Source organism: Enterobacter sp. SST3 (assembly GCF_000286655.1).
GTDB lineage: Bacteria > Pseudomonadota > Gammaproteobacteria > Enterobacterales > Enterobacteriaceae > Enterobacter > Enterobacter roggenkampii.
In genome coordinates this window covers 95,484-121,763 of sequence record NZ_ALNS01000012.1, presented here as the reverse complement: position 1 = coordinate 121,763, position 26,280 = coordinate 95,484, and the positions used below count along the sequence as shown (strand labels likewise).

28 protein-coding genes are annotated in these 26,280 nt (G+C 56.2%); 15 read left to right on the top strand and 13 right to left on the bottom strand.

Going from position 1 to position 26,280, the window contains the following annotated elements; translation table 11 throughout:
• Positions 1-115: 115 nt before the first annotated feature.
• The 4 genes from fdhF to ycgZ all read right to left on the bottom strand — a co-directional run bounded on the left by fdhF (position 116) and on the right by ycgZ (position 3,329).
• Positions 116-2,266, bottom strand: coding sequence for a formate dehydrogenase subunit alpha (gene fdhF / locus B498_RS14640; protein WP_008500636.1), 2,151 nt, complete (start codon positions 2,264-2,266; stop codon positions 116-118).
• A gap of 190 nt (positions 2,267-2,456) precedes the next feature.
• On the bottom strand, positions 2,457-2,735 hold the full coding sequence (locus B498_RS14645; protein WP_008500635.1) for a biofilm/acid-resistance regulator YmgB/AriR: 279 nt from the start codon (positions 2,733-2,735) through the stop codon (positions 2,457-2,459).
• Positions 2,736-2,764: 29 nt separating this feature from the next.
• On the bottom strand, positions 2,765-3,085 hold the full coding sequence (locus B498_RS0121305) for a hypothetical protein (RefSeq protein WP_021241105.1): 321 nt from the start codon (positions 3,083-3,085) through the stop codon (positions 2,765-2,767).
• A gap of 4 nt (positions 3,086-3,089) precedes the next feature.
• A complete protein-coding gene (gene ycgZ, locus B498_RS14650) occupies positions 3,090-3,329 on the bottom strand; it encodes a regulatory protein YcgZ (protein WP_008500634.1) in 240 nt (79 codons plus the stop codon).
• 340 nt (positions 3,330-3,669) lie between these two features.
• On the opposite strand from ycgZ, the gene B498_RS14655 reads away from it, so the two are divergent.
• The 9 genes from B498_RS14655 to ldtE all read left to right on the top strand — a co-directional run bounded on the left by B498_RS14655 (position 3,670) and on the right by ldtE (position 12,749).
• A complete protein-coding gene (locus B498_RS14655) occupies positions 3,670-4,890 on the top strand; it encodes a diguanylate phosphodiesterase (protein ID WP_008500633.1) in 1,221 nt (406 codons plus the stop codon).
• A 188-nt stretch (positions 4,891-5,078) separates the two neighbouring features.
• Positions 5,079-5,807, top strand: a complete 729-nt coding sequence (locus B498_RS14660) for a MerR family transcriptional regulator (RefSeq protein ID WP_008500632.1) — start codon at positions 5,079-5,081, stop codon at positions 5,805-5,807.
• A 313-nt stretch (positions 5,808-6,120) separates the two neighbouring features.
• Positions 6,121-6,489 (top strand): Fe-S cluster assembly scaffold SufA, encoded by a 369-nt coding sequence (gene sufA / locus B498_RS14665; RefSeq protein WP_008500631.1) that lies wholly within the window; start codon positions 6,121-6,123, stop codon positions 6,487-6,489.
• Between the two features lie 8 nt (positions 6,490-6,497).
• Entirely contained in the window at positions 6,498-7,988 is a 1,491-nt protein-coding gene (sufB, locus tag B498_RS14670) for a Fe-S cluster assembly protein SufB (protein WP_008500630.1), read from the top strand.
• A 9-nt stretch (positions 7,989-7,997) separates the two neighbouring features.
• Positions 7,998-8,744, top strand: coding sequence for a Fe-S cluster assembly ATPase SufC (gene sufC / locus B498_RS14675; protein ID WP_008500629.1), 747 nt, complete (start codon positions 7,998-8,000; stop codon positions 8,742-8,744).
• Entirely contained in the window at positions 8,719-9,990 is a 1,272-nt protein-coding gene (gene sufD, locus B498_RS14680; RefSeq protein ID WP_008500628.1) for a Fe-S cluster assembly protein SufD, read from the top strand. Before sufC ends, sufD begins: the two co-directional genes overlap by 26 nt.
• Positions 9,987-11,207, top strand: a complete 1,221-nt coding sequence (sufS, locus tag B498_RS14685; RefSeq protein ID WP_008500627.1) for a cysteine desulfurase SufS — start codon at positions 9,987-9,989, stop codon at positions 11,205-11,207. Before sufD ends, sufS begins: the two co-directional genes overlap by 4 nt.
• Before the next feature lie 14 nt (positions 11,208-11,221).
• On the top strand, positions 11,222-11,638 hold the full coding sequence (gene sufE, locus B498_RS14690; protein ID WP_008500626.1) for a cysteine desulfuration protein SufE: 417 nt from the start codon (positions 11,222-11,224) through the stop codon (positions 11,636-11,638).
• A 97-nt stretch (positions 11,639-11,735) separates the two neighbouring features.
• Positions 11,736-12,749, top strand: a complete 1,014-nt coding sequence (gene ldtE / locus B498_RS14695) for a L,D-transpeptidase LdtE (protein ID WP_008500625.1) — start codon at positions 11,736-11,738, stop codon at positions 12,747-12,749.
• Positions 12,750-12,809: 60 nt separating this feature from the next.
• Here ldtE and lpp read toward each other — a convergent pair whose 3' ends face one another.
• The 4 genes from lpp to B498_RS14715 form a co-directional block, all read right to left on the bottom strand.
• The gene (gene lpp, locus B498_RS14700) at positions 12,810-13,046 is read right to left on the bottom strand and encodes a murein lipoprotein Lpp (protein WP_001082307.1); all 237 of its coding nucleotides are present in this window, start codon (positions 13,044-13,046) and stop codon (positions 12,810-12,812) included.
• Positions 13,047-13,355: 309 nt separating this feature from the next.
• Complete coding sequence (gene pykF / locus B498_RS14705; RefSeq protein ID WP_008500621.1) at positions 13,356-14,768, bottom strand: pyruvate kinase PykF; 1,413 nt, start codon at positions 14,766-14,768, stop codon at positions 13,356-13,358.
• Between the two features lie 377 nt (positions 14,769-15,145).
• Entirely contained in the window at positions 15,146-16,291 is a 1,146-nt protein-coding gene (locus B498_RS14710; RefSeq protein ID WP_008500620.1) for a trans-sulfuration enzyme family protein, read from the bottom strand.
• 11 nt (positions 16,292-16,302) lie between these two features.
• A complete protein-coding gene (locus tag B498_RS14715) occupies positions 16,303-17,673 on the bottom strand; it encodes a pyridoxal-phosphate dependent enzyme (RefSeq protein ID WP_008500619.1) in 1,371 nt (456 codons plus the stop codon).
• 400 nt (positions 17,674-18,073) lie between these two features.
• Between B498_RS14715 and B498_RS14720 the strand changes: the two genes are divergently transcribed.
• The 4 genes from B498_RS14720 (at position 18,074) to fumD (ending at position 21,038) form a co-directional block, all read left to right on the top strand.
• Complete coding sequence (locus B498_RS14720) at positions 18,074-19,096, top strand: methionine ABC transporter ATP-binding protein (protein ID WP_008500618.1); 1,023 nt, start codon at positions 18,074-18,076, stop codon at positions 19,094-19,096.
• Positions 19,089-19,757, top strand: a complete 669-nt coding sequence (locus tag B498_RS14725) for a methionine ABC transporter permease (protein WP_008500617.1) — start codon at positions 19,089-19,091, stop codon at positions 19,755-19,757. Before B498_RS14720 ends, B498_RS14725 begins: the two co-directional genes overlap by 8 nt.
• A 148-nt stretch (positions 19,758-19,905) precedes the next feature.
• Positions 19,906-20,718, top strand: a complete 813-nt coding sequence (locus B498_RS14730) for a MetQ/NlpA family ABC transporter substrate-binding protein (RefSeq protein WP_008500616.1) — start codon at positions 19,906-19,908, stop codon at positions 20,716-20,718.
• 110 nt (positions 20,719-20,828) lie between these two features.
• Complete coding sequence (fumD, locus tag B498_RS14735) at positions 20,829-21,038, top strand: fumarate hydratase FumD (RefSeq protein WP_008500615.1); 210 nt, start codon at positions 20,829-20,831, stop codon at positions 21,036-21,038.
• On the opposite strand, the gene B498_RS14740 is transcribed toward fumD, so the two are convergent.
• From B498_RS14740 to B498_RS14755, 4 genes are read right to left on the bottom strand one after another with little or no spacing between them, the layout of a single operon-like run.
• Positions 21,019-21,705, bottom strand: coding sequence for an amino acid ABC transporter permease (locus tag B498_RS14740; protein ID WP_008500614.1), 687 nt, complete (start codon positions 21,703-21,705; stop codon positions 21,019-21,021). The two genes, fumD and B498_RS14740, sit on opposite strands and share 20 nt — an antisense overlap.
• Positions 21,689-22,465 (bottom strand): amino acid ABC transporter permease, encoded by a 777-nt coding sequence (locus tag B498_RS14745; protein WP_008500613.1) that lies wholly within the window; start codon positions 22,463-22,465, stop codon positions 21,689-21,691. Before B498_RS14745 ends, B498_RS14740 begins: the two co-directional genes overlap by 17 nt.
• On the bottom strand, positions 22,465-23,280 hold the full coding sequence (locus tag B498_RS14750; protein ID WP_032622813.1) for an amino acid ABC transporter ATP-binding protein: 816 nt from the start codon (positions 23,278-23,280) through the stop codon (positions 22,465-22,467). The genes B498_RS14745 and B498_RS14750 overlap by 1 nt, the downstream gene beginning before the upstream one ends.
• A gap of 2 nt (positions 23,281-23,282) precedes the next feature.
• Positions 23,283-24,113: an ABC transporter substrate-binding protein gene (locus B498_RS14755; protein ID WP_025911606.1), complete on the bottom strand. Its 831-nt coding sequence runs from the start codon at positions 24,111-24,113 to the stop codon at positions 23,283-23,285.
• 245 nt (positions 24,114-24,358) lie between these two features.
• On the opposite strand from B498_RS14755, the gene B498_RS23265 reads away from it, so the two are divergent.
• Together B498_RS23265 and B498_RS14765 are read left to right on the top strand one after the other, a co-directional pair.
• Positions 24,359-24,526: a hypothetical protein gene (locus B498_RS23265; protein WP_008500610.1), complete on the top strand. Its 168-nt coding sequence runs from the start codon at positions 24,359-24,361 to the stop codon at positions 24,524-24,526.
• A gap of 144 nt (positions 24,527-24,670) precedes the next feature.
• On the top strand, positions 24,671-26,077 hold the full coding sequence (locus tag B498_RS14765) for a DUF1996 domain-containing protein (RefSeq protein WP_008500608.1): 1,407 nt from the start codon (positions 24,671-24,673) through the stop codon (positions 26,075-26,077).
• A 45-nt stretch (positions 26,078-26,122) separates the two neighbouring features.
• On the opposite strand, the gene B498_RS22865 is transcribed toward B498_RS14765, so the two are convergent.
• Complete coding sequence (locus B498_RS22865) at positions 26,123-26,263, bottom strand: hypothetical protein (protein ID WP_008500607.1); 141 nt, start codon at positions 26,261-26,263, stop codon at positions 26,123-26,125.
• Between the last annotated feature and the right edge of the window lie 17 nt (positions 26,264-26,280).

Genomic DNA, 26,280 nt, shown 5'->3' with positions numbered 1-26,280 from the left:
AAAAAAAACCTGGCTAATTATAGCGCTTCTCTTTGGGACGGGTAAGCGAGTTGCTTGTTATTGCATGATACCGTACGCGATTGCCGGGTGGCGGTTACGGCACCCGGCATTTTCCTCAGACGTTCGCCGCACTTATCAGCCGCGACTTCATGGACTGATACGCCGACGCGGCATAGTCCTCCGCCCAGCGCTGGTCCTCAATCGCCTCCAGTTGCACCGCGCAGTACTTCGTTTCCGGGGTTTTGGAGATGGGATCGAGGTTATCCTGGGTTAGCTCGTTGCAGGCGCCAATCCACCACTGATAGGTCATATAAACGGCCCCGGCGTTGATACGCTCGCTGATGCTGGCGCGGGAAATTACTTTCCCCCGGCGGGAGCGCACCCAGACCAGCTGTCCGTCGGTAATGCCCAGCTTGTCCGCATCGGCAGGGTTCATTTGCACCCGGCCCGGCTCGTCGGCCAGGCTTTGCAGCGCGGCACAGTTCCCGGTCATGGAGCGGCAGGAGTAGTGGCCGACCTCGCGGACCGTACAGAGCACCAGCGGGAAATCCGCATCCGGAGTTTCCGCCGGCGCGCGCCACGGTGCGGCAAAGAGCTGCCCTTTACCGCTCGGGGTATCGAACTGATTATCTTTGTACAGGTACGGCGTACCGGGATGATCCAGCGTCGGGCACGGCCATTGAACGTGACCCATCTCGCCCATTTTTTCATACGTCACGCCGTAGAAGAGCGGGCACAGCTCGCGCATCTCGTCCCAGATCTGCTGGTTGGAGTCATAATGCATCGGGTAGCCCATCTCGGTGGCGAGCAGGCTGATGATCTCCCAGTCGCGCTTCACGTTGCCGCTGGCTTCAATGGCTTTGCCAAAACGCTGGAAGCCGCGATCGGCACAGGTAAAGACGCCGCCGTGTTCACCCCATGAGGTAGCCGGAAGCAGAACGTCCGCCACCTCTGCCGTTTTGGTCATAAAGATGTCCTGAACCACGACAAAATCGAGCGCCTCAAAACCGCTGCGCACCAGGCCGAGATCGGCTTCCGTCTGGAGCGGATCTTCTCCCATGATGTAATAGGCTTTGACCTTGCCTTCCAGCGCAAGATGCGGCACTTCGGTAATGCGCGTCCCGACGCGATCGTCCATTTTATTGACATCAATTCCCCAGGCATCGGCGAACTTCTGCCGGACCGCCGGGTCGGTCACATCCTGATAGCCGGGGAACATATTCGGCAGGACGCCCATATCGCAGGCACCCTGGACGTTGTTCTGACCACGCACCGGCCCGACGCCGACGGCGGGGCGACCGAGATTCCCGGTCAGCAGCGCCAGGCTGGAAAGCCCTTTGACCACATCAACGGCCTGACCAAACTGGGTCACGCCCATTCCCCACATCACGGTAGCGGAAGGAGCCGCCGCAAAGGTGCGCATCGCCTGACGGACATCACGGGCGGGGATGCCGGTAAGATGTTCGACCTTCTCAGGCGCATAGTCTTTTACCGTTTGCCGGTAGGCCTCAAGCCCTTCCGTAAAGCGCGCCACGTAGCTTTTATCGTACAGCTCCTCTTCCAGCAGCACATAGCCAAAGGCGTTCACCAGCGCCATGTTGCTGCCGTTTTTCAGCTGCAGATGTTGGTCGGCAATACGCGCCGTTTCAATACGCCGCGGATCGCAGACGATAATTTTTGCGCCGTTTTCACGCGCTTTCAGCACGCGGCGGGCAACGATAGGGTGGGAGTCCGCGCAGTTATAGCCAAACACCAGCAGGCATTTTGAGTTTTCAATATCGTTAATGGAGTTGCTCATCGCGCCGTTGCCGAGCGTTTCCTGTAAACCCGCCACGGACGGGCCATGACAGACGCGCGCGCAGCAGTCCACGTTGTTGGTGTTCAGCACCGCGCGGGCAAACTTTTGCATCACGTAGTTGGTTTCATTGCCGGTGCCGCGAGAGGAGCCGGTGGTCATGATCGACCGCGGCCCGTGCTGCGCTTTAATGCTGCTGAGCCTGTGGGCGGTGTAGCGGATCGCCTCTTCCCAGGTAACGGGGGTGAAGGCTTCGCCTTTGCGGTAGCGGATCATGGGCTGGGTAAGGCGGGGGGTGAGAAGACGGGTGTCGTTGAGGAAGTCCCAGCCGTAAAACCCTTTCAGACATAAGGTGCCCTGGTTTGTGACCCCCTCTGCCGCTTCGGCACGGATGATACGGTTATTTTCAACGACAAGGTTCAATTTACAGCCTGCACCGCAGTACGGGCAGACGCTGGCGATCTTTTTCATCAATAACAGACCTGTTAAGAAATGAAGCAAAGTTGACTGGAAAAACCAGTCCCGTATGCGGAGATAAGCAGAAAGCGTGCCAGGTTGGCTTTGCGTGTATTACAGGGTGTTATGGGGGAGGGCGCGTGTCATCGTCAGGCCGATCGTCAGTTTTGACGATGACACGTTAGGGGGCGCGGCGAGCAGGAACTCAGAGATCGTCCATGGTGTAACCCACCACGATTTCCAGCGTCTTACGAATCACATCCGCCTGAACCACGTCGTTGGTGGATTCCAGCGTCTGAATGAGCCAGAGGATGATCGCTTTATTGGAAAGATGACCTTCGGAGGCCAGAACACAGCGTACTGCAGTAGAAAAAATAGCGGACTCTTCAGCAAAACGATCGCCTGCATGGCGGAAATACTCCGCCAGCGCACTGTCTAAAAAAGCAGAGTGATATTCGGGTTGAAGCTGAATATTTTGTCTCATTTGTTCTCACCGTAGCTGTTAAATTGCAGTCAATGTATTTTTTTGGGATCGGACGGTTTTCCACTTCCAAATAACGGCACTACATTGTCTCGGTTATCGTTGAGAGATCCCTCTCTTTTTGTTCGTCCTTGCGCGGTTCGGCGACGTGTAAAGGCGATGCTGTTTGAGCCGATCTCGGCAATCACCATCGCAAGTGTCTCCCGCCGCTGGGGATCCTTTTCATGTTCTTTCATGACCCGCAGACGCTGTAGCAAGCCTTCTGTTGTCACCGGCCCCCGCTCTTTCAGAAGAGAGAGAACGGCTTCACCGATAAGCTGGTCTATCAGTCGGTCTGCGTTACTGCGATTCATATCCTTACCGTTCGAAGAGCAGACCAAGCAGCATGTGGTAATGCTCTTCCTCTTCCGGCCCATCGGCCTTTTCGAGGCGGCTGAGCAATTTTGTACAAAGCGATTTGCGATTAAGGTTTCGCCCGTCGCTGAGAATTTCAACAACCACCTGGCCCAGCGTTTCCTGTTGGGTCGGAAGCGCGGCTTTTTCGAAGTACTGTGCGATTGCTGCTGCGGAATCTGCGACGTAACCTTTCTGCTGCATGTTTCGCTCCTGTAAAATTTTGTAATCAGTAACGTTACATTTAAGGTATACACAATTTCCAAATCTGTACATCTAAAATGTACAGATTTTTAGATTTTTTACGATATATTTTATAAATCATTTATTTTTCATTACGTTGGGTTGGCGTTGTGATGGGGGGTGAGTGCAGGATATATTGTACAAAAAGCGCAGGTGCTGGTAAGTTGTACAGCCGAGTCAAACGGTCTCATTAACTGCCGTAAATGGTTGAGATGTAAATTATTTGTCAGGCAATTAATGTGCTATAAATGAACATTCCCCACGTCTTTTGTGGCCAAAACCCTAACCTCCCAGGAATAGCATGCTCACAACCATCATTTACCGCAGTCATATCTGCGAGGACGTTCCAGTGAAAGCGCTGGAAGCAATGGTCGCTGCTGCAAATCGTAAAAATCGGCAATCCAATGTCACGGGGATCCTGCTGTTTAACGGCACACATTTTTTTCAACTGCTGGAAGGGCCGGTGGAGCACGTGTCGGCTATCTATGAGCAGATCTGCAACGACCCGCGCCACCATAACGTAGTCGAGTTGATGCGCGATCACGGCCCTGTCCGGCGTTTTGGCAACGTGGGTATGGAGCTTTTTGATTTGCGCCACTTCGACCGGGACGAGGTGCTGCAGCAGATACTTAATAAGGGGACGACACGCTACCAGCTGGCCTATAACGATCGCCCTCTGCAGTTTTTCCGCACCTTTGTCGAGGCCACGGAAAAAGCGAACTATTTTGAACTGCCGCCTGCGGATACATGGGATTTCGTTCGCGAAGAGACGCGTTTGTCCGCACAGCCTGAGGTGGTCGCGAAAGGGGCGGATTGCAGCTTCGCGTTCCAGCCGATAGTCGATCCGTTTATGCAGCAGGTTGTCTCCTGGGAGGCGCTTCTCCGCACCCCGTCCGGCGACTCGCCGGGGGCCTATTTCGCCAGCCTTTCGCAGGAGGAAGTGTACACCTCTGATTTGCAGAGCAAGCAGGTGGCTCTGTCTATGGCCAGCGCGCTGGGGTTACAGGACCAGACGTTATCCCTGAACCTGCTGCCTATGACGCTGGTTAACATTCCCAACGCCGTGGATTTTCTGCTCACCGCGATTGAAGCAAACGGGTTTGTACCTGAGCAAATCGTGGTGGAGTTCACCGAGAGCGAAGCCATTTCCCGTTTTGATGAATTCACGGATTCGGTCAGGCAGTTAAAAAGCGCGGGTATCAGCGTGACGATCGATCACTTTGGTGCCGGTTTTGCCGGGCTGCAGCTGCTGGCCCACTTCCAGCCTGACAGAATTAAGATTAATCGCGATCTGGTCGCGAACGTGCATAAAAGTGGCCCCCGACAGGCCATCATTCAGGCGATCATCAAATGCTGTTCCTCGCTTGAAATCCAGTTCTGCGCGGTGGGGGTAGAGAAGGCAGAAGAGTGGATGTGGCTGGAATCTGCGGGAATTTCCCAGTTCCAGGGGCATCTTTTTGCCAGCCCCCGGCACGGCGGTATTCCAGCCATTGCCTGGCCGGAGAAAAAGTTCGAATTGTGATAAAGCTGTACACAATCGGACAGACGTAACTGTACGAACGGTAAATTTTATACAACAATGTATTAACAGGTGAATGGCGTCGTAAGCCATTCACCCGTTCAAAATGCGGTCTTAGTTATACAAATGGTGTGTACAATCTGATAAGGTTGGTGCAGTTAGGTATGGAAGTTCTGAGCGTGAGGGAGTTAATGGCCTATTACAGTATCGGCGAAGTGGCCGAACGATGCGGTATCAACCCCGTTACGCTGCGTGCCTGGCAGCGCCGTTATGGATTGTTGAAGCCGCAGCGCAGCGAAGGGGGCCATCGTCAGTTTGACGATGAAGATATCCTGCGTATAGAAGAGATCAAACGCCTGATGAAGAGCGGCGTTTCGGTCGGGAAAGTAAAAGCCCTGCTGGAAAACAAGGAAGTGTTGACTCAGGGCAACTGGGTCTCGTTCCAGGAAGAGATGATGACCGTTCTGCGCTACGCCAGCCCGGCAAAGCTGCGCGCCAAAATTGGCGAGTTCCGCCGCGATCACCCGATAGATTCCCTGATTGACAATATCATTTCTCCCGTCCGTCAGCGGATGAACCAGGACCAAAATACCGTGCGGCACATGGCGAGCCTGTTAGACGGAGTCCTGATTGAATTCGCGATTGCAAGCCTGGCGGAGTCCCGTAAGAAAGCCGGTAAAGACGCTCTCCTGATCGGCTGGGAGTGCGATGACCGCACCCATCTGTGGCTCGAAGCCGCGCGCTTAGCGCAGAAGGGCTGGCACATCGACGTCCTGGCAGAACCGATTGATTCGCCGCGTCCTGAACTGTTCCCGGGGCAAAAAATCTTCGTCTGGACGGGGAAATCGCCAACGCCTCGACAGCAGGAACAGCTCGACCACTGGCGTGAACAGGGGTTTGCTGTCTCATTTCATCATTAAGTGTAAGAGGCCTTGAGGGCCTTTTTTTATTTTTGTCACTTTCCACGCAAAAGCTATCTCAAAAATAGGCATTTCCAATGCATATTTTACGTTTCTCCTCTCCTGCCCAAATGCCACAACGAAATGCATTATTAATCAATGTATTGAACAATTGAATCCATCCTGCCTGCATCCTGCCACAGGGTCTATGCTTAATAAAAGTAGGCAAAAAGGGCGGTTTAGCCGAATGCCCCTGCTGACAGAGGGTTGAAGTGATAATCGTTATCACTAACATGGTGTTATGCCCTGATGGCTTATCAGATGAGGTGGACCTATGGAACTGCATTCAGAAACCTTTAATCCTGCCGATTTTGCCTGGCGCGGGTTAACGCTCACGCCGGCTGCGGCGGCACATATTCACGAGCTGGTGGCGAAAAAGCCCGAGATCCTCGGCGTGCGTTTAGGTGTCAAACAGACCGGCTGCGCAGGTTTCGGTTACGTGCTTGATACCGTCACCGAACCCGAGAAAGATGACCTGGTGTTTGAGACCGACGGCGCAAAACTGTACGTCGCGCTGCAGGCCATGCCCTTTATCGACGGCACCGAAGTGGACTACGTCCGCGAAGGCTTAAACCAGTTATTCAAATTTCATAACCCGAAAGCCCAGAACGAATGCGGCTGCGGCGAAAGCTTCGGGGTATAGGCGGAACTATGTCTCGTAATACTGAAGCAACGAGTGAAGTAAATACCTGGAGCGGCGGGCACCTCAACTATAAAGAGGGGTTCTTCACGCAGCTGCAGACCGATGAGCTGGCAAAAGGCATCAATGAAGATGTCGTGCGGGCGATCTCGGCGAAACGTAACGAGCCCGAGTGGATGCTGGAGTTTCGCCTGAGCGCCTACCGCGCCTGGCTGGAGATGGAAGAGCCGCACTGGCTGAAAGCGCATTATGACAAGCTGAACTATCAGGACTACAGCTACTACTCCGCGCCCTCCTGCGGCAGCTGTGATGACACCTGCGCCTCGCAGCCCGGCGCGGTGCAGCAAACCGGCGCGGAGAACAGTTTCCTCAGCAAAGAGGTAGAAGAAGCCTTCAACCAGCTGGGCGTACCGGTGCGCGAAGGAAAAGAGGTGGCGGTGGACGCCATTTTTGACTCCGTCTCGGTGGCGACGACCTACCGCGAGAAGCTGGCAGAGCAGGGGATCATTTTCTGCTCCTTCGGCGAAGCGATTCACGATCATCCTGAACTGGTGAAAAAGTACATCGGAACCGTGGTGCCCTCTAACGACAACTTCTTTGCGGCGCTTAACGCGGCGGTGGCCTCGGACGGCACCTTTATTTACGTGCCGAAAGGCGTGCGCTGTCCGATGGAGCTTTCCACCTATTTCCGCATTAATGCCGAAAAAACCGGCCAGTTCGAACGTACCATTCTGGTCGCGGATGAAGGCAGCTACGTCAGCTACATCGAAGGGTGTTCCGCACCTGTGCGCGACAGCTATCAGCTGCACGCGGCGGTGGTGGAGGTCATCATCCATAAAGACGCCGAGGTGAAATACTCGACGGTGCAAAACTGGTTCCCGGGCGACGGCAATACCGGCGGCATCCTGAACTTCGTGACCAAGCGTGCGCTGTGCGAAGGCGAAAACAGCAAGATGTCGTGGACCCAGTCCGAAACCGGCTCGGCCATCACCTGGAAATACCCGAGCTGCATCCTGCGCGGGGATAACTCCATCGGCGAGTTTTACTCGGTGGCGCTTACCAGCGGCCATCAGCAGGCGGACACCGGCACCAAGATGATCCACATTGGTAAAAACACCAGATCGACCATTATCTCGAAAGGGATTTCCGCCGGACACAGTCAGAACAGCTATCGCGGGCTGGTGAAAATCATGCCGACGGCGACCAATGCGCGAAACTTCACCCAGTGTGACTCGATGCTGATTGGCGCTGACTGCGGGGCGCATACCTTCCCATACGTCGAATGCCGTAATAACACGGCCCAGCTGGAGCACGAGGCGACCACGTCACGGATTGGGGAAGATCAGCTCTTCTACTGCCTGCAGCGCGGGATCAGCGAAGAGGATGCCATCTCGATGATCGTAAACGGCTTCTGTAAGGACGTGTTCTCTGAACTGCCGCTGGAATTTGCCGTTGAAGCCCAGAAACTCCTCGCCATTAGTCTTGAACACAGCGTCGGTTAAGGAAAGCACATGTTAAGCATTAAAGATTTACAGGTCAGCGTAGAAGATAAAGCCATCCTGCGTGGCCTCAATTTTGACGTCAAGCCGGGCGAAGTCCACGCCATCATGGGGCCGAACGGTTCCGGGAAAAGTACGCTTTCTGCGACGCTGGCGGGACGCGAAGATTATGAGGTGACCCACGGCTCGGTCGAATTTAACGGCAAAGATCTGCTGGAGATGTCGCCGGAAGACCGCGCGGGCGAGGGCATCTTTATGGCCTTCCAGTATCCGGTAGAAATCCCCGGCGTCAGCAACCAGTTCTTCCTGCAAACCGCGCTCAACGCGGTGCGGAAATACCGGGGGCTGGAGGCGCTCGACCGCTTCGACTTCCAGGATTTAATGGAAGAGAAAATCAAGCTGCTGAAAATGCCGGAAGATTTGCTCACCCGCTCGGTGAACGTCGGTTTTTCCGGCGGCGAGAAAAAGCGTAACGACATTTTGCAGATGGCGGTGCTGGAGCCCGAGCTGTGCATTCTGGATGAGACCGACTCCGGTCTGGATATCGACGCCCTGAAGATTGTCGCCGACGGGGTGAACGCCCTGCGCGACGGCAAGCGCTCGTTTATTATCGTCACCCACTACCAGCGCATTCTGGACTACATCAAGCCGGATTACGTCCACGTGCTTTACCAGGGGCGCATTGTGAAATCCGGTGATTTTACGCTGGTTAAACAACTGGAGGAGCAGGGTTATGGCTGGCTTACCGAACAGCAGTAATGCGCTCCAGCAGTGGCACCGGCTGTTTGAGGCGCAGGGTAATACGCGCTCCGAGCAGGCGCAGCAGCATCTGCAGCAGATGCTGCGTCTTGGCCTGCCGACGCGCAAGCATGAGAACTGGAAATACACCCCGCTCGATGGCTTGCTGAACGCTGAGTTTGTTACCCGTCTGGCGGATCTCACGCCTGCGCAGCGCGACGCGCTGGCAGTGGGCGTGGATGCCGTGCGCCTGGTGTTTGTCGACGGTCAGTTCCGCCCTGAGCTGAGCGACACGCTCCAGGAGAGCGGATTTGAGATTGAGATAAACGACGATCGCCAGCGCCTGAACGCCCCGGTTCAGCCTGAGGTCTTTCTGCACCTGACCGAAAGCCTGGCCCGCAGCGTGACGCATATCGGCGTGAAGCGTAACCAGCGTCCGGCCAAACCGCTGCTGCTGATGCACATCACTCAGGGTCTGGACGGCGCCGAAATCAATACCGCGCACTATCGCCACCATCTTGAGCTGGCGGAGGGCGCGGAGGCCACGGTCATCGAACACTACGTCAGCCTCAATGAGACACGTCACTTTACCGGGTCGCGACTGACGATGAATGTGGCGGCGAATGCCCAGCTACACCACATCAAGCTGGCGTTTGAGAATGCGCAGAGCCACCACTTTGCCCATAACGACATTGTCCTGGGACAGGATGCCGCCGCGTACAGCCACAGCTTCCTGCTCGGCGGGGCGGTGCTGCGCCACAACACCAGCACGCAGCTTAACGGTGAAAACACCACGCTGCGCATCAACAGCCTGGCGATGCCGGTTAAATCAGAAGTGTGTGACACGCGCACGTGGCTGGAGCACAACAAAGGCTACTGCAACAGCCGCCAGCTGCATAAAACCATCGTCAGTGATAAAGGGCGTGCGGTGTTTAACGGCCTGATTAACGTGGCGCAGCACGCCATTAAAACCGACGGGCAGATGACCAACAACAATCTGCTGTTAGGTCGCCTGGCGGAGGTGGACACCAAGCCGCAGCTGGAGATCTACGCCGACGACGTGAAATGCAGCCACGGTGCGACGGTCGGGCGAATCGACGACGAGCAGATGTTCTACCTGCGCTCGCGCGGCATCGACCAGCAGGCGGCGCAGAAAATGATTATCTACGCGTTTGCCGCCGAACTGACGGAAGCGCTGCACGATGGTCAGTTAAAACTGCAGGTGCTGGATCGGATCGGTCAGCGCCTGCCTGGAGGCGAAGCATGAGTTTTCCCGTCGAAAAAGTACGGGCAGATTTCCCGGTTCTGACCCGTGAAGTAAACGGTCTGCCGCTGGCCTACCTGGACAGCGCGGCCAGCGCGCAGAAGCCGAATCAGGTGGTGGATGCCGAAGCCGAGTTTTATCGCCACGGCTATGCCGCCGTGCATCGCGGTATCCATACCCTGAGCGCCGAGGCGACCCAGCGGATGGAAAACGTGCGTACGCAGCTTGCTGCCTTCCTTAACGCCCGCTCGCCGGAAGAACTGGTTTTTGTTCGCGGGACCACCGAAGGGATCAACCTTGTTGCTAACAGCTGGGGCAACGCGCAGGTCCACGCGGGGGATAACATCATCATCACCCAGATGGAGCACCACGCCAATATCGTGCCGTGGCAGATGCTCTGCGAGCGCGTGGGCGCCCAGCTGCGAGTGATCTCGCTAAACGCTGACGGGACGCTTCAGCTTGAGCAGCTTGACCTCTTGCTGGACGACCGCACGCGGCTGGTGGCGGTTACCCAGGTCTCCAACGTGCTGGGGACCGAAAACCCGGTGGCAGAGATCGTCGAGAAGGCCCATCAGGCGGGCGCAAAGGTCCTGATTGACGGCGCGCAGGCGGTGATGCACCACGCGGTTGACGTCCAGGCGCTGGAGTGTGATTTCTACGTCTTTTCAGGCCACAAGCTCTACGGGCCGACCGGGATTGGCGTGCTGTATGTGAAAGAAGAGATCCTGCAGGCGATGCCGCCGTGGGAAGGGGGCGGGTCGATGATCGCCACCGTCAGCCTGACGGAAGGCACAACCTACGCGCGCGCCCCGTGGCGTTTTGAGGCGGGCACGCCCAACACCGGGGGCATTATCGGGCTGGGGGCGGCGGTCTCTTACGTCTCTGCCATCGGTCTTGATGCCATTCAGGAGTATGAACAGCTGCTGATGCACTACGCGCTTGCAGAGCTTGCCAGCGTGCCGGATTTGGCCCTCTACGGGCCTGCCGATCGGCAAGGGGTAATCGCGTTTAATCTTGGGAAACACCATGCCTATGACGTGGGCAGTTTCCTCGATAACTACGGCGTGGCGGTCCGCACCGGGCACCACTGCGCCATGCCGCTGATGGCGTTTTACCAGGTACCGGCAATGTGCCGCGCATCGCTGGTGATGTACAACACGACGGAAGAGGTCGACAGGCTGGTGGCGGGGCTCAAGCGCATTCACCAGCTGCTGGGCTAACGGAGAGGCAAAAGATGGCAGAGCTGCCGGACAAAGATAAATTACTGCGCAACTTCTCGCGTTGCGCAAACTGGGAAGAGAAGTATCTCTATATCATCGAGCTGGGACAGCGTTTGCCGCCGCTCGGTGAAGAGGCGCACAGCCCGGAGAACAGTATTCAGGGCTGCCAGAGCCAGGTGTGGATTGTGATGGCGCAGTCGGATGACGGCACGATCGAATTGCGCGGCGACAGCGATGCCGCCATTGTAAAAGGGCTTATTGCGGTCGTCTTTAGCCTTTACCAGCAGATGTCGGCGCAGGATATCGTCGCGTTCGATGTTCGTCCGTGGTTTGAAAAAATGGCCTTAACCCAACACCTCACCCCGTCCCGTTCACAGGGACTGGAAGCGATGATTCGCGCCATTCGCGCCAAAGCTGCAATCCTTAGCTAGACTTACAGAACAGCATTCATTCTGTTTCGCGAGGTGGTTCCCGCCTCGCTGGTTTTTCAGCTTTCTGGCGTTCTGTCAGTGAATAAGGAATCTCAGCATGAAGCGCGCGTCTCTCATTACTCTATTACTCCTCAGTTCGCTCGGCGCCCTTCATTCGGCCCGCGCGATGGACTATCCGTTGCCGCCCGCAGGCAGTCGTCTGATTGGGCAAAATCAAACCTACACGATACAGGAAGGGGATAATAAGCTGCAGACCATCGCCCGCCGGTTTAATACGGCGGCGCAGGTGCTCCTGGAAACCAACAATACCATTGCGCCGGTAAACCCTGCGCCGGGCACCGTGATAACCATTCCGTCGCAAATGCTGTTGCCGGATACGCCCCGCGAGGGGATTGTGGTGAATCTTGCTGAGCTTCGGCTCTACTACTTCCCGCCGGGGCAAAATATTGTTCAGGTTTATCCTCTGGGCATTGGTCAGCTGGGGCTGGAAACGCCGGTGACGACCACGCGGGTGAGCCAGAAGATCCCGAATCCCACCTGGACGCCCACGCCGGGCATACGAGCACGTTCTCTGGAGCAGGGCATTAAACTGCCTCCGGTGGTCCCTGCCGGGCCAAATAACCCGCTAGGACGCTTCGCGCTGCGTTTAGGCGTGGGGAATGGGGAATATCTCATTCATGGCACCAGCGCGCCGGACAGCGTTGGCCTGCGGGTCAGCTCTGGCTGTATGCGGATGAACGCCCCGGATATTAAGGCGCTGTTCGAACAGGTGCGGGTGGGCACCCGGGTGCAGATTATCAATGAACCCGTGAAGTTCTCCGTTGAGCCGGATGGTAAACGCTATATTGAAGTCCACCGTCCGCTGGCGCAGGTAGAAGGGGAAAATCCGCAGGTCTCGCCAATTACCCATTCCGCCGACTTTGCGACCTTCGTATCTCAGGCAGGAAGCGATAAGGCGCTGATTGATAAAGCCCTGTCCCGTCGTGCCGGGATACCGGTTATCGTGTCGTCCGGTAGCGGCCCGTCAGCCAGCAATAGCGTGCTGTCGGTGCAGAACAACCGGGTATCTGCTGCGGTAGCGGAAGATGAAGGGGAGAGGGTGACGCAATAGGCGTTTGACGCAGGCAAAAAAAATGGCGCACAATGTGCGCCATTTTATTAACAGGTACTATTACTTACGGTATTTAGTAGCCTGGTTGTCCAGACGCTGGTTAGCGCGAGCTGCGTCGTCTTTAGCAGCCTGAACGTCGGAACGCATTGCGTTCACGTCGTTGCTCAGCTGGTCAACTTTAGCGTTCAGAGTCTGAACGTCAGAAGACAGCTGATCGATTTTAGCGTTGCTGGAGCAACCAGCCAGCAGAGTAGAACCCAGGATTACCGCGCCCAGTACCAGTTTAGTACGATTCATTATTAATACCCTCTAGATTGAGTTAATCTCCATGTAGCGTTACAAGTATTACACAAAGTTTTTTGGGTTGAGAATATTTTTTTGATGGGAATACACCTATTTTTGATCGTTCGCTCAAAGAAGCACCGAATCAGCCCTTTTCGGGCAAAAATCTAAGGAAAAAAAGGCATTTATCATCGGATTCATCTTAGATAATTCGCAATTAAATAGAAAAACCCGATTTGCATTTTGAATGCGTTTGGCTAATGCCGGGAATAAAAAAAGCGCCCAATGGGCGCTTTTTATCCAAATTAATTCGTTCGGGAATTATTACAGCACGTGAACAGATGCGGTATTGGTGGTGCCGCTTGGTACCAGGGCGCCAGAAACCATTACCACAACGTCGCCTTTCTGTGCCAGACCGCTTTCCAGAGCCAGTGCTTTACCCTGAATGTAGAAATCGTCAGTAGAGGCGATCTCTTTAACCAGGTGCGCAACGACGCCTTTGCTCAGCACCAGCTGACGAGCGGTGGTTTCGTTGGTGGTCAGGGCCAGGATGGTCGCATCCGGGAAGTATTTACGCACGGCGCGCGCAGATTTACCGCCCTGAGTAGCAACCACAATCAGTGGTGCTTCCAGTTTCTCAGCAGTTTCTACCGCACCGCGGCATACTGCTTCGGTGATACGCAGCTTGCGGCTGTCGTTGTTGAAGTCCAGACGGCTGGTCATCACGCGGTCAGTACGTTCACAGATGGTCGCCATGATGCCGACCGCTTCCAGCGGGTATTTACCTTTCGCGGATTCACCGGACAGCATAACCGCATCAGTACCGTCGAGGATGGCGTTTGCCACGTCGCCTGCTTCAGCGCGGGTTGGGCGTGGGTTTTTGATCATGGAGTCCAGCATCTGCGTGGCGGTGATAACCACTTTACGCGCGCGCACACACTTCTCGATCATCATCTTCTGCGCGAAGATCACTTCTTCAACCGGGATTTCAACGCCCAGGTCGCCACGTGCAACCATGATGCCGTCAGACGCTTCGAGGATTTCGTCGAAGTTGTTCAGGCCTTCCTGGTTTTCGATTTTGGAGATGATCTGGATCTTCTCGCCGCCGTGTGCTTTCAGGTGCTCACGGATTTCAACCACGTCGGAACGCTTACGGATGAAGGAGGCCGCGACGAAGTCAACGCCTTGCTCGCAGCCGAAGATCAGGTCCTGTTTGTCTTTTTCAGCCAGGGCTGGCAGCGCGATGGAGACGCCCGGCAGGTTAACGCCTTTGTTTTCGCCCAGGTCGCCGTTGTTCAGCACTTTACAGATAACTTTGTTGCCTTCGATAGCGGTGACTTCCATACCGATCAGGCCATCGTCGACCAGCACGGTGTTACCAACGGACAGATCGCTGGTGAAGCCTTCGTAGGTCACTGCAACGATTTCGCTGTTGCCGATAACGGATTTGTCGGTGGTGAAGGTGAAGGTCTGGCCCGCTTTCAGAGAGACGTCGTTACCGCCTTCCAGCTTGATGGTACGGATTTCTGGACCTTTGGTATCCAGCAGGATGGCCGCTTTTTTACCGGTCTTGCTCATCACGTTGCGCAAGTTCTGGATGCGCTGGCCGTGTTCTGCGTAGTCGCCGTGGGAGAAGTTCAGACGCATCACGTTCATGCCGGCATCCAGCATTTTGCTCAGCATCTCTTCAGATTCGGTTTTCGGGCCGATAGTACAAACAATTTTCGTCTTTTTCATGACAGTCTTAGTCTTTAAGTTGGGAAGGATATGGAAATCTCGCTCCGGGGGCGCACCGCCGCGGAGTCAAACCTGTGTTGCAAAAGAGTATATGACACGCACTAAGGATAGGAGACATCAAATGAGCGTGCAGAAGAAAGTGTGCCTGAGTGACAGCCCAACGAAGGAGAGGAGAAGTTGTACGTTGTTTTTTGTATTCCAAGCGCTGAAACCATTCACCAGGGATTAGGCGCGCATTATACGCTGATTTTAAGATAAAAGGAAAATGGAAACGGTGTTTCAGAAATAATCTGTGCCGTTTCACATAATATTGTTATCAAGGCGTTAAGCCATGATGACAACTTATCGCGGCAGGTGAGGGACCTGCCGCACTTTGCTTATTTTTGCAGCGCCTGGCTGAGGTCGGCAATCAGGTCTTTAGGATCTTCAATCCCCACCGACAGGCGGATCAGCTGCGGCACAATGCCGTTTGCGAGGCGTTGCTCCAGCGGAATCGAGGCGTGGGTCATGCTGTAAGGCTGGCTCACCAGACTTTCCACGCCGCCCAGGCTTTCCGCAAGGGTGAACAACTTCAGGTTACGAATCACCTCGGTGGCGCGTTGCGCATCGCCTTTTACCACGACGGAAATCATGCCACCGGGCAGCGCCATCTGCGTGCGGGCAAGCTGATACTGCGGATGCGATTCCACTCCTGGATAGTACACGTTTTCGACCAGCGGATGCTGCTCCAGCCATTGCGCAATCGCCAGCGCGTTGGTGCTGTGCTTTTCGACCCTCAGCGCGAGCGTGCGAATACCGCGCAGCGTCAGGAAGCTGCTGAACGGATCCAGAACGCCGCCCACCGCGTTCTGCAGATAGCCGAGCTTGTCCGCCAGCGCCTTGTTATCGCCCACCACCGCCAGCCCGGCGACGACGTCAGAGTGGCCGTTAAGGTATTTAGTGGCCGAGTGAACTACGATATCGAACCCGGACTCCAGCGGACGGTGGATCACCGGCGACGCGAAGGTGTTATCCGCCACGCTGATGACGTTATGACGACGGGCGATCGCCGCAATCGCCGCCAGATCCGCCAGCTTCAGCAGCGGGTTGGTTGGCGTTTCGACCCAGACCATACGCGTTTCCGGGCGAATGGCGGCCTCGAGCCCGGCCAGGTCGTCCGGTTTGACCCAGCTGACCTGCAGCCCGGTGCTGCGCTTGCGCACGTTTTCAATCAGGCGGTACGTCCCGCCGTATACGTCATCAATGGCGACAATATGGCTGTCTTTATCCAGCAGTTCGAGCACCGTGGAGATGGCCGCCAGACCGGAAGCGAAGGCGTAGCCGCGCGTGCCGCCTTCCAGTTCGGCGATGGCGGTTTCCAGCGCATGGCGGGTGGGGTTGCCGCTGCGGGAGTACTCGTAGCCGGTATGCTCCCCGGGCGCGGGTTGCGCAAACGTCGAGGTGGCGTAAATTGGCGGCATAACGGCGCCGTGCTGGTCGTTAAATTCGCCGCTGTGAACGCTGAGGGTGGCCAGATTTTTCATCATTGATTCCTTTATTGCTGTAGACGGTTGCGCCAGGCGGTCAGAACGTCGCTGCGCGTAATCAGACCGAGAAAACGGTCGTTGTCATTAATGACGGCCACCAGGCCGCGGTCGAAGATGGCGTGCAGGGCGCTTTCCGGCGCGTGCTTGTCAAGGAACTCGACCTGACGCGTCATGGCTGCCGTCACCGGCAGCGCGAAGCGATCGCCGTCGCCGCCGATATGCCGCAGGAGATCCCACTCGTCGATAATGCCCACCACCTTGCCGTTCTCCAGCACCGGCAGCTGGGAGATGTCATACAGACGCATGCGCGCCAGGACGGTGGAAAGCGTGTCGTCCGGGGCGGCGGTGACGGTGGCACCTTCGTCGTGGCGCAGGGCGATGTAGTCAGAGAGATCGCCGGCCTGAGGACGTGTGATCAGCCCCTGCTGTCGCATCCAGTCGTCGTTAAACATCTTCGAGAGATATTTATTGCCGCTGTCGCAGGCGAAGGTCACCACGCGCTTCGGCGTGGCCTGCGCCTGGCAATACTTCAGCGCGGCGGCCAGCAGCGTGCCGCTGGAGGAGCCCGCCAGAATGCCTTCCGTTTTCAGCAGCTCGCGCGCGGTGGTGAACGCTTCGCGGTCGGTGATGCGCCAGGCGCGATTCACCCCTTCAATGTGGGCCAGCGGAGGAATAAAGTCTTCGCCAATTCCCTCAACCAGCCAGGAGCCCGCGTCGTGGTAGCGTCCGGTTTCCACCTGGTCGGCGAGAACGGATCCGGCCGGGTCAGCCAGGACAAATTCCGTGTGCGGAGAGTGCTCGGCGAACCACGCCTGCAGGCCGCCCAGCGTGCCGCCTGAGCCGACGCCCACGACGATGGCGTCGATCCTGCCGTCAAGCTGTTCATACAGTTCCGGCGCCGTGGTGGTGCGGTGCGCCAGCGGGTTGGCTTCGTTGTTGAACTGGTCGATGTAAAACGCGCCCGGCAGTTCGTTAGCCAGACGCTGGGCATAATCCTGGTAATAGGCAGGATGGCCTTTGTTAACGTCGGAGCGGGTCAGCACCACCTGGGCACCCAGCGCGCGCAGGTGGAAAATCTTCTCGCGGCTCATTTTGTCCGGCACTACCAGGATCAGCGAGTAGCCTTTCTGGGCGGCGATCAGGGCCAGGCCGAGACCGGTATTGCCCGCCGTGGCCTCAATTATCGTGCCGCCAGGCTGCAGCTGGCCGGTACGTTCCGCTTCGTTAATCATCGACAGCGCAACGCGATCCTTAATCGACCCGCCCGGATTCTGGTTTTCCAGCTTCAGAAAGAGCGAGCAGGGACCGGTATCAAGCTTATGCAGCTGGATCAGCGGGGTACGACCAATCAGTTCGGTGACGGAGTGATAAATCGTCATGATGTTTTCCTTTCTGGATGTCATGACGGGATGATAGGGCGGTGAAATTTTCTCAAGAAAGAACCATTCACTGCTTTTTAGAACAGAAAGGAATATAAATGATGTTTTTGGATGTCAGGACAGCAAGACGTAAAGTTGTCTGGATGTGAGGATGGCTATATCCGCATAAAATGCTGCAAAAATGAGCGTTTTTGCAGGGTGTCAGCCAGCAGATATGCATCCGGCAGATAATCATTGCTGAAATTGGTCTAAATGCTTCCCACCCGGTAAATCCGCTGTTTATTTCGGAAAGTTATAACACATTCTTTTTTGTTCATTTAAAAGCTGATAACGCCTGTTTACTATCGTTTGGACATCCATACTGCTAAACCGCCGCGGGCGGCACGGATAACGAATAAGAATGATAGTTCTCAGCAATATTTCGAAGGTTTTTGACAACGGAAAGGTGGCGCTCACGGCCGTTGATAATGTCAATTTGACGATAGCACAGGGACAGATATACGGGATCATCGGTTACAGCGGCGCAGGTAAAAGTACGCTTATTCGCCTGCTGAATGGTCTGGAAAAACCGAGCAGCGGCAGCGTAACCATCAACGGGCAGAACATTTCTGCCGCAAAAGGTGAAGCCCTGCGCCAGGCGCGTCTGAAGATCAGCATGGTGTTTCAGCACTTCAACCTGCTGTGGTCGCGCACGGTCAGCGAGAATATTGCGTTCTCGATGCAAATTGCCGGCGTACCGAAAGCCGACATTAAGGCCCGCGTGGCCGAGCTTATTGAACTCGTTGGCCTGAAAGGTCGCGAGCATGCTTATCCGTCACAGCTGAGCGGTGGGCAAAAGCAGCGCGTGGGCATTGCGCGTGCGCTGGCTAATCGCCCGGATGTGCTGCTCTGCGATGAAGCTACCTCCGCGCTTGACCCGCAGACCACCGATCAGATCCTCGATCTGCTGCTGGATATTAACCGTCGTTTCAGGCTGACCATCGTGCTGATCACGCACGAGATGCACGTGGTGCGCAAAATCTGCGACCGCGTGGCGGTGATGGAGAACGGTAAAGTGGTGGAAGAGGGAGACGTGCTGAGCGTCTTTACCCATCCGCAGCAGCCGATTACGCAGCAGTTTGTCCGTCAGGTGAGCCAGTACGCTGAAGAAGAAACCTTCAATCCCGAACTGGCAAACGAACTGGAAGGGACGGTCATCAGGCTGACCTTTACCGGGCACAGCACGCACAAACCGATTGTGGGCGAACTGACGCTGCGCTACGGCCTGCCGTTTAACATTCTGCACGGAAAAATGACCCAAACCGCTCACGGCGTGTTTGGTCAGCTCTGGGTGCACGTCGTGGCATCTGATGAACAACTGAACAATATCCTCGCCGACCTGCAGCACAGCGATATTGAAGGCGAGGTGATTAAACATGGCTGAGAATCTCTTTCCGCATCTTAAGTGGGATCAGCTCTGGGCGGCGACGCTGGAGACGCTGTACATGACTGCGCTGTCCGGCGTGGCGACCTTTGTATTAGGCATCGTGCTGGGTCTGGCGCTGTTTTTAACCGCGCGCGGCGGATTGTTCCACAACCGCACGGTGTATAGCGTCATTTCGATTGTGGTGAACGTGTTCCGCTCGATTCCGTTCATCATTTTGATTGTGCTGCTGATCCCGTTCACCAAGACCGTTGTCGGCACCATTCTTGGTGCCAACGCGGCGCTGCCGGCCCTGATTGTGGGTGCCGCACCGTTCTACGCACGCCTGGTGGAGATCGCCCTGCGTGAAGTGGATAAAGGCGTGATTGAAGCGACGCGCTCGATGGGCGCACGACTGAGCACGCTCGTGTTTCGGGTTTTATTGCCGGAATCATCACCTGCACTGGTATCGGGTATTACGGTAACGCTGATTGCGCTGGTGAGCTACAGCGCAATGGCGGGGGTGATTGGCGCCGGTGGTTTGGGAAATCTGGCTTATCTGGAAGGATTCCAGCGCAACCATGGTGACGTCACGCTGGTGGCAACGGTGACCATTCTGATCATCGTTTTCATTATCCAGTTCTGCGGCGATGTCATTACTTCACTGTTAGATAAACGCTAATACCCGTCATATTTCGAGCCTCAGGCGCGTTGGCTGCATTCGTTCACCCCAGTCACTTACTGTATGTAAGCTCCTGGGGATTCACTCACTTGCCGCCTTCCTGTGACTCGAACTATTTAGGGTAACAACAACACACAGGAACCACATCATGAAAAAGACACTGACACTGATCGCCGCTGCAACCCTGAGCGCCCTGAGCTTTGCCTCCTGGGCCGACACCCTGACCGTGGGCGCGTCCAACACGCCGCATGCGGAAATTCTGGAGCAGGCAAAGCCGATTCTGGCGAAGCAGGGGATCGACCTGGAGATTAAACCGTTCCAGGACTACATTCTGCCGAACACCGCGCTGGCGGGTCATGACATCGACGCGAACTATTTCCAGCACATTCCTTACCTGAACAGCGTGCTGAAAGATCATGCGGGCGATAAAGACTACGATTTTGTCAGTGCGGGCGCGATCCACATTGAGCCAATCGGCATCTACTCCAAAAAATACAAGTCGCTGAAAGACCTGCCGGAAGGTGGCAAGATCATCATGCGTGACGCGGTTTCTGAAGAGGGGCGTATTCTTTCCATCTTCGAGAAAGAGGGCGTGATCAAGCTGAAGCCGGGCATCGATAAAGTCACCGCGCGCATCAGCGATATCGTCGAGAACCCGAAAAAACTGAAGTTTACGCCTAACGTGGAAGCGTCTCTGCTGCCGCAGATGTACAACAATAACGAAGGCGACGCGGTGGTGATTAACGCCAACTACGCGATTGACGCGGGTCTGGATCCGGTTCACGACCCGATTGCGGTTGAGAGCGGTGAAAACAACCCGTACGCTAACATCATTACCGTGCATCGCGGTGACGAGAAGAAGAAAGACATCGTCGCGCTGGTGAACGTGCTGCACTCGAAAGAGATTCAGGACTGGATCCGCACCAAGTACAAAGGCGCGGTCATTCCAGTAAACAACTAATTGACTGATTTTACAGATGAAGCCCGGCGAGAGACTCGCCGGGCTTCTTTTTTGTATCCGGCAGGAGAATCATTTAAGCTCAACGTTTAACAGGCAATGGAGTGATGACGATGGGTAACGTGACCAAAGATGAAGCGCTGTACCAGGAGATGTGCCGGGTGGTCGGAAAAGTGGTGCTCGAGATGCGTGATTTAGGGCAGGAGCCAAAGCATATTGTCATTGCCGGTGTTCTGCGTACCGCGCTGGCGAACCAGCGCGTGAAACGCAGTGAATTGACAACCGAAGCGATGGAAACGGTGGTTAAAGCGCTGGCCGGGTAAGGCGCCAGCGCTTCGCAAGCTGCTCAAGCGAGCAGCAGAGCAGGTAATAGACCACGCCCGTAAAGATAAATATGGCCGCCGGGTAGATTTGCACCCGGTTGTTGACCTGTCCCGCCACCGTGGTCAGCTCCGGGACGTTCACGATAAACGCCAGCGACGTATCCTTCAGCAGGCTGATAAAAATCCCCACCAGCGACGGCAGAATATTCCTCAGCGCCTGCGGCAGCAGCACGCGCCACAGGGTTTGCTGCGTGCTGAATCCCTGTGACAGCGCGGCTTCGAACTGCCCGGTCGGCAGCGCGCTCAGCCCGGCCAGCACCGAGTGCATCACGGTGGCCGCCGTAAACCAGGCCAGCGCCAGCGTGACGGTCAGCGCTCCCGGCAGATCGCCCCCGGTGATGAGCGGCAGGAGATACCACATCCAGAAAATCACGAAGATGAGCGGGATCCCGCGAATCAGCTCTGCCCATAAAAAGAGGGCTTTGCGCACGAGCCCGGTAAAGCGCCAGGCCAGGCACGCGAGCGCAATCCCCGCGGGCAGGGCGATAACGGCTGCTCCAGTCGCCATCATCAGCGAGAGCAACACGCCCCCCGGTTCACCGGCTGCCGCGCGTCCCCACAGCAGATAATCGAGGTTATCGGTGATGACATTAAGTCCGGCAATCATGTTTTTCACTCCCTGCGGTAGCGACGATCGGACGTTTACGTTTCGCCTGCGGCCCAAGGCGAACCAGCACCATTCCCATGACCAGACCGGTCAGGAGATAGAGTGCGGTACCGAGGGTAAATGCCTCCAGCGCGTGCGCGTTATAGCTTTCGATCTGCCTGACCTGGTAGGTGAGTTCGGCGAAGCCAATCCCGCTGGCGAGCGAGGAGAGCTTCATCAGGTTGAGATACTGGCCCACAACGGGCTGCCAGGCGTTAGCCAGCCCCTGCGGCAGCAGGATGTAGCGAAACACGCGCCACGTAGAGAAACCCTGGGCGAGCGCCGCCTCCCGTTGCCCGGCTGGCACAGACCGCAAGCCTGATTCCACTTCTTCGATTAAAAACGCCGAGGTAAATACGCCCAGCCCCCAGGCAGAGCATAAAAATTCGGGCGTAAACCACCAGACGTCGCCGGGCAGAATGGACCAGCTGTGATCGGCGTTGACCGCGTCGCGAAACGCCTGCGGCAGGCCGTTCCAGGCGGCAAAATACCAGAACAGCAGCTGCACCAGCAGCGGGGTATTGCGAAACAGCGATACCCAGCCGCTGACGATCGCTTTCCCGACGCGCCCACCGGACAGGCGCAGGAGCATAAAGAGCAGTGCGAGCAGGCTGGCCAGCGCGATCCCCGCCAGCGTCACCCACAGGGTGGTGAGAAATCCGGAAAGTATCCACTGCAGAGGCTGTCCGGTCAGTACCCCCTGCCAGTCGAGCGCGGGCATTACAGATGCTCCTGATGCAGCGGATCCAGCACCTTTTGCAGGAAACGCTGCGCGCGCGGATGCGCTGGCTGGCTGAAAAACTGCGCTGGCGGCGCGGTTTCCAGAATGTGCCCGCCGTCGATAAAGACAATCCGGTCGGCGATTTCCCGGGCAAACTGCATCTCGTGGGTCACCACGATCATCGTGATCCCGCTGTGGGCGAGGGCTTTCATCACAAACAGCACTTCACCAATCATCTCGGGATCGAGTGCCGACGTCGGCTCGTCAAAGAGAATGATTTGCGGTGACGAGGCCAGGGCGCGGGCAATCGCCACCCGCTGCTGCTGTCCACCGGAAAGCTCAGCCGGGTAATGGTGGGCTTTTTCCAGCATCCCGACTTTCTCCAGCAGGGCCAGCGCGCGCGCCTGAGCGGGCAGCGGCTTCCAGCCGTGGACGTGCTCAAGCGCCAGGGTGATGTTCTGGCTGGCGGTGAGGTGGGCATAAAGATTGAACTGCTGAAACACAAACCCCACGCGGCTTCGCAGCTGGCGCAGTCCGCTACCGGTGAGGCTGCCGGTTGGCTTGTTGTCGACCAGGATCTCCCCGCCGCTCAGGGGTTCAAGCTGGTTGATAAGACGAATCAGGGTGGATTTACCGGAACCCGACGGGCCGAGGATGGCAACCACTTCACCGGGCGTGATAGTGAGGTTAATGTCGTTTAAAACCTGATGGTCACCGTAGCGTTTGTCCACGTGGCGAAACTCGACGCTGGCCTGTTCCAGATGTGAAAAATCCGCGGCACCGGCCGCGGAGTGGGAAAATAAACCTGAGAGCATCATTATCTGGCTTCTATTTTAAAGGCGCGGGGCTGTGGAGCAGGGGTGCCAGGACCAAACCAGACGTCGTAGATTTTAGCCGCCTGACCAGTCTTCTCGAGATTGACCAGCTCATCGTTGACGGCTTTCAGCAGCGCCGTTTCACCTTTTTTCACCCCGACGCCAATCTCTTCTTTGCTCAGCAGGTCGGGCAGGATTTTGAAGTTGGCTTTATCCGGCGCCTGCGCCAGCAGACCGGCCAGAATGGTGCTGTCCTGAGTGATGGCCTGTACGTTGCCGTTGCGCAGCGCGGTCAGCGCCAGCGGAATATCGTCATAAGAGAGGACGCGGGACTGCGGGAAGCGCTGGTGCAGCGCCTGCTCGCCCGTCGTGCCTTTGACCGCGCCAATACGCGCCCGGCTGTAGTCATCGAGCTTGTCCGGGGATTTCGCCGGAACCAGGAACTGCTGGCCAGTGACGAAGTAAGGCGTCGAGAAATCAATGACCTGTGCGCGTTCCGGCGTGATGGTGATATCCGCCACAATCAGGTCCGCCTTACCGGACTGCAGCAGCGGAATGCGGTTGGCCGGATTGGTGGCAACCAGCTCAAGCTTCACGCCGAGCGATGTTGCCAGCGCTTTGGCGAAGTCCACGTCGTAACCCACGATCTCATGCGTTTTGGCATCAATCGAGCCAAACGGCGGGTTGGCATCAAACGTGGCGACTTTCACCACCCCTGCTGCCTTGATATCCGCCAGCTGATCGGCCTGCGCCTGCGCTGAAAACAGGCCCCAGGCTGCCACTACGCCCAGAGCCAGCGTCCGTTTTTTAAACCCTTTCATTTTTGCTGCCATAGTCATACGCCATCCCGTTGTTTTTGTTTTACCCCGTTACGCTCCCATAAGGGAAAGCTATCGCCAAATAAGAAATCGTTCTTTGCTATGAGCAAAAAAGCATTAGTGAACAAGGTGTTAATGAAGCGTGAAAATGACGGGGCGCTATTTGCAGATCCTGCACATCGACAGTGGATTTTGGTATTTCCCCTGCACGGGAGTGGGGTGCTTAACTGAAGGCAGATACGGCGAGAGAGGGTAAGACGATGAAAAAATGGATCAGCACGTTACGGCGGTTTTTTGCGACCCGACCAGCGAATGCGGAGAACAGCGCGCAACGTGTTCTTGAGTCGATACTGCCTGTCGCCAGCCTGTATGGCGTAGACGTTGCCAACATTGACCCGGAGTGGTTCCATGATAAAACGCCACGCTGAACTGCGCCGCACGCGCGAAACGTACTGGAATGAGGTGTGCGTGACGTCTGTAAAGCCTCAAAAGACGGAAAAGTACGCTCTGAATCATTCGGTTAATTAGCCCGCTTTTGTTACCAATGTGTCCTTTCAGTCATGGAGAAAATGATGAAACGGACCACGTTAACACGCGCGCTTTCTGTCCCTGCGCTACTTTTCACAATTCATGCGGCACACGCCGCACCGCAGGCGCATGTTGTTTGCGGCTATTCCCATACCCTTGGCGATGACGCCATTATGATGTACGGCATGCCCAACGAGGCCATGCTGCACGACTTCTTCGGCAACGTGCAAACGGATGCTGACTCCAGCCGTGAATCCCTGCGCCGGGATGAAAAGACCACCTGCGATAACAAAGCCGACAGCTCTGCCTACTGGGCACCTTCGCTTCGCCTGCCTGACGGCACGGTCGTCAAACCGGCGTATCAAAAAACCTATTATCAGGCATCGAACGTGGACGCCTGGCCGCTACACCCTTTCCCGGCGGGGCTGTCGCTGCTGGCGGGCGACCATCACGGTAGTGCGCCGAATCCACATATCACCTTTTTATGTGCCAACGGCAAGGGTTACACCACCAAAACCGGTGAGGTCTGCGGCTTGCACAAGGCGAACGATGCCGTGCAGTTTAATATCGGCATTCAGTTTCCTAACTGCTGGGATGGAGTGAACCTGAAGCCTGCCCATGGTCTGATTAACGCCACCTACGACGTCAAGGGGCAGTGCCCGTCCACCTTCCCGGTGAAAATTCCCACCGTGAACATGAACATTGCTTACGTACTCCCGACGATTAGCTCGCTTGATACCAGCAAAGTGCAGCTCTCCATGGACCCCATCATGCACGGCGATGAGCGAGAAGAGCGGTGGGGTAGCCTGTATACGGCGCATGCAGATTTCATGAACGGCTGGACGGAAGACGCCGCGCGCTTTATGACGGACCTGTGCATGAACCGCGGGTTAGATTGTGGCACCACCGTCCCGTATGGTTATTCCAGAGCGAAGGCCAACGTCTGGCTCAGCAGCCTGGAGCCAGACCTCTCCCAGCCCGAACCGCAGGTTTTACTGGTGCAGGATAACTGGCAGAACGGGGGGCGCACGAAAAACAGCGAAACGCTGTCGCTGGTGAAGTTCCACATTCCCCCTCTGCCTGCCGGGCAGGATCCTTCGCAGTTTACATACCGCGTGCGGATTTATGGCGGAAAAGTGGAAACTAACGGTGCCGATCAGATCTTCTTCTATCCGGCCAGCAATGACTGGGATCCTGCTACTGTAAGATGGGCCTCGCGTCCGGCCTGTAACTATCGCTCCGACGCAGTGCTCTATCTGAACCATTCTCGTGAATACCGGATGGTGAACGTGGACAAAGCCGTGCGCAAGGCGCTGGCGGAAGGAAAAACCGAAATCTCGTGGTATATCGGCGGTGACCGCCAGGGGAATCATTACCAGTTCGAACCGGCGTCTTCATCAGAAAGCCTGGTTCTGATGCTAACGGGGTTTAAAAAGACGCCTGAGCTGTAATCTTCCCCGCAATGAAAAAAGCACCGGTTTTCCGGTGCTTTTTTATCAGATCTTGCAGGCGTCGCCGCAGTCGTCGTCGGCAATAATCGCCTGCGCTTTTTTATCCGCATCGTCCAGACGTTCTGCGTTACGCTCTTCCGCTTCATCCAGACCGTTAAAAACTAAGTTATCGAGATCAATTTCCATCTTGCACCTGCTCTGTT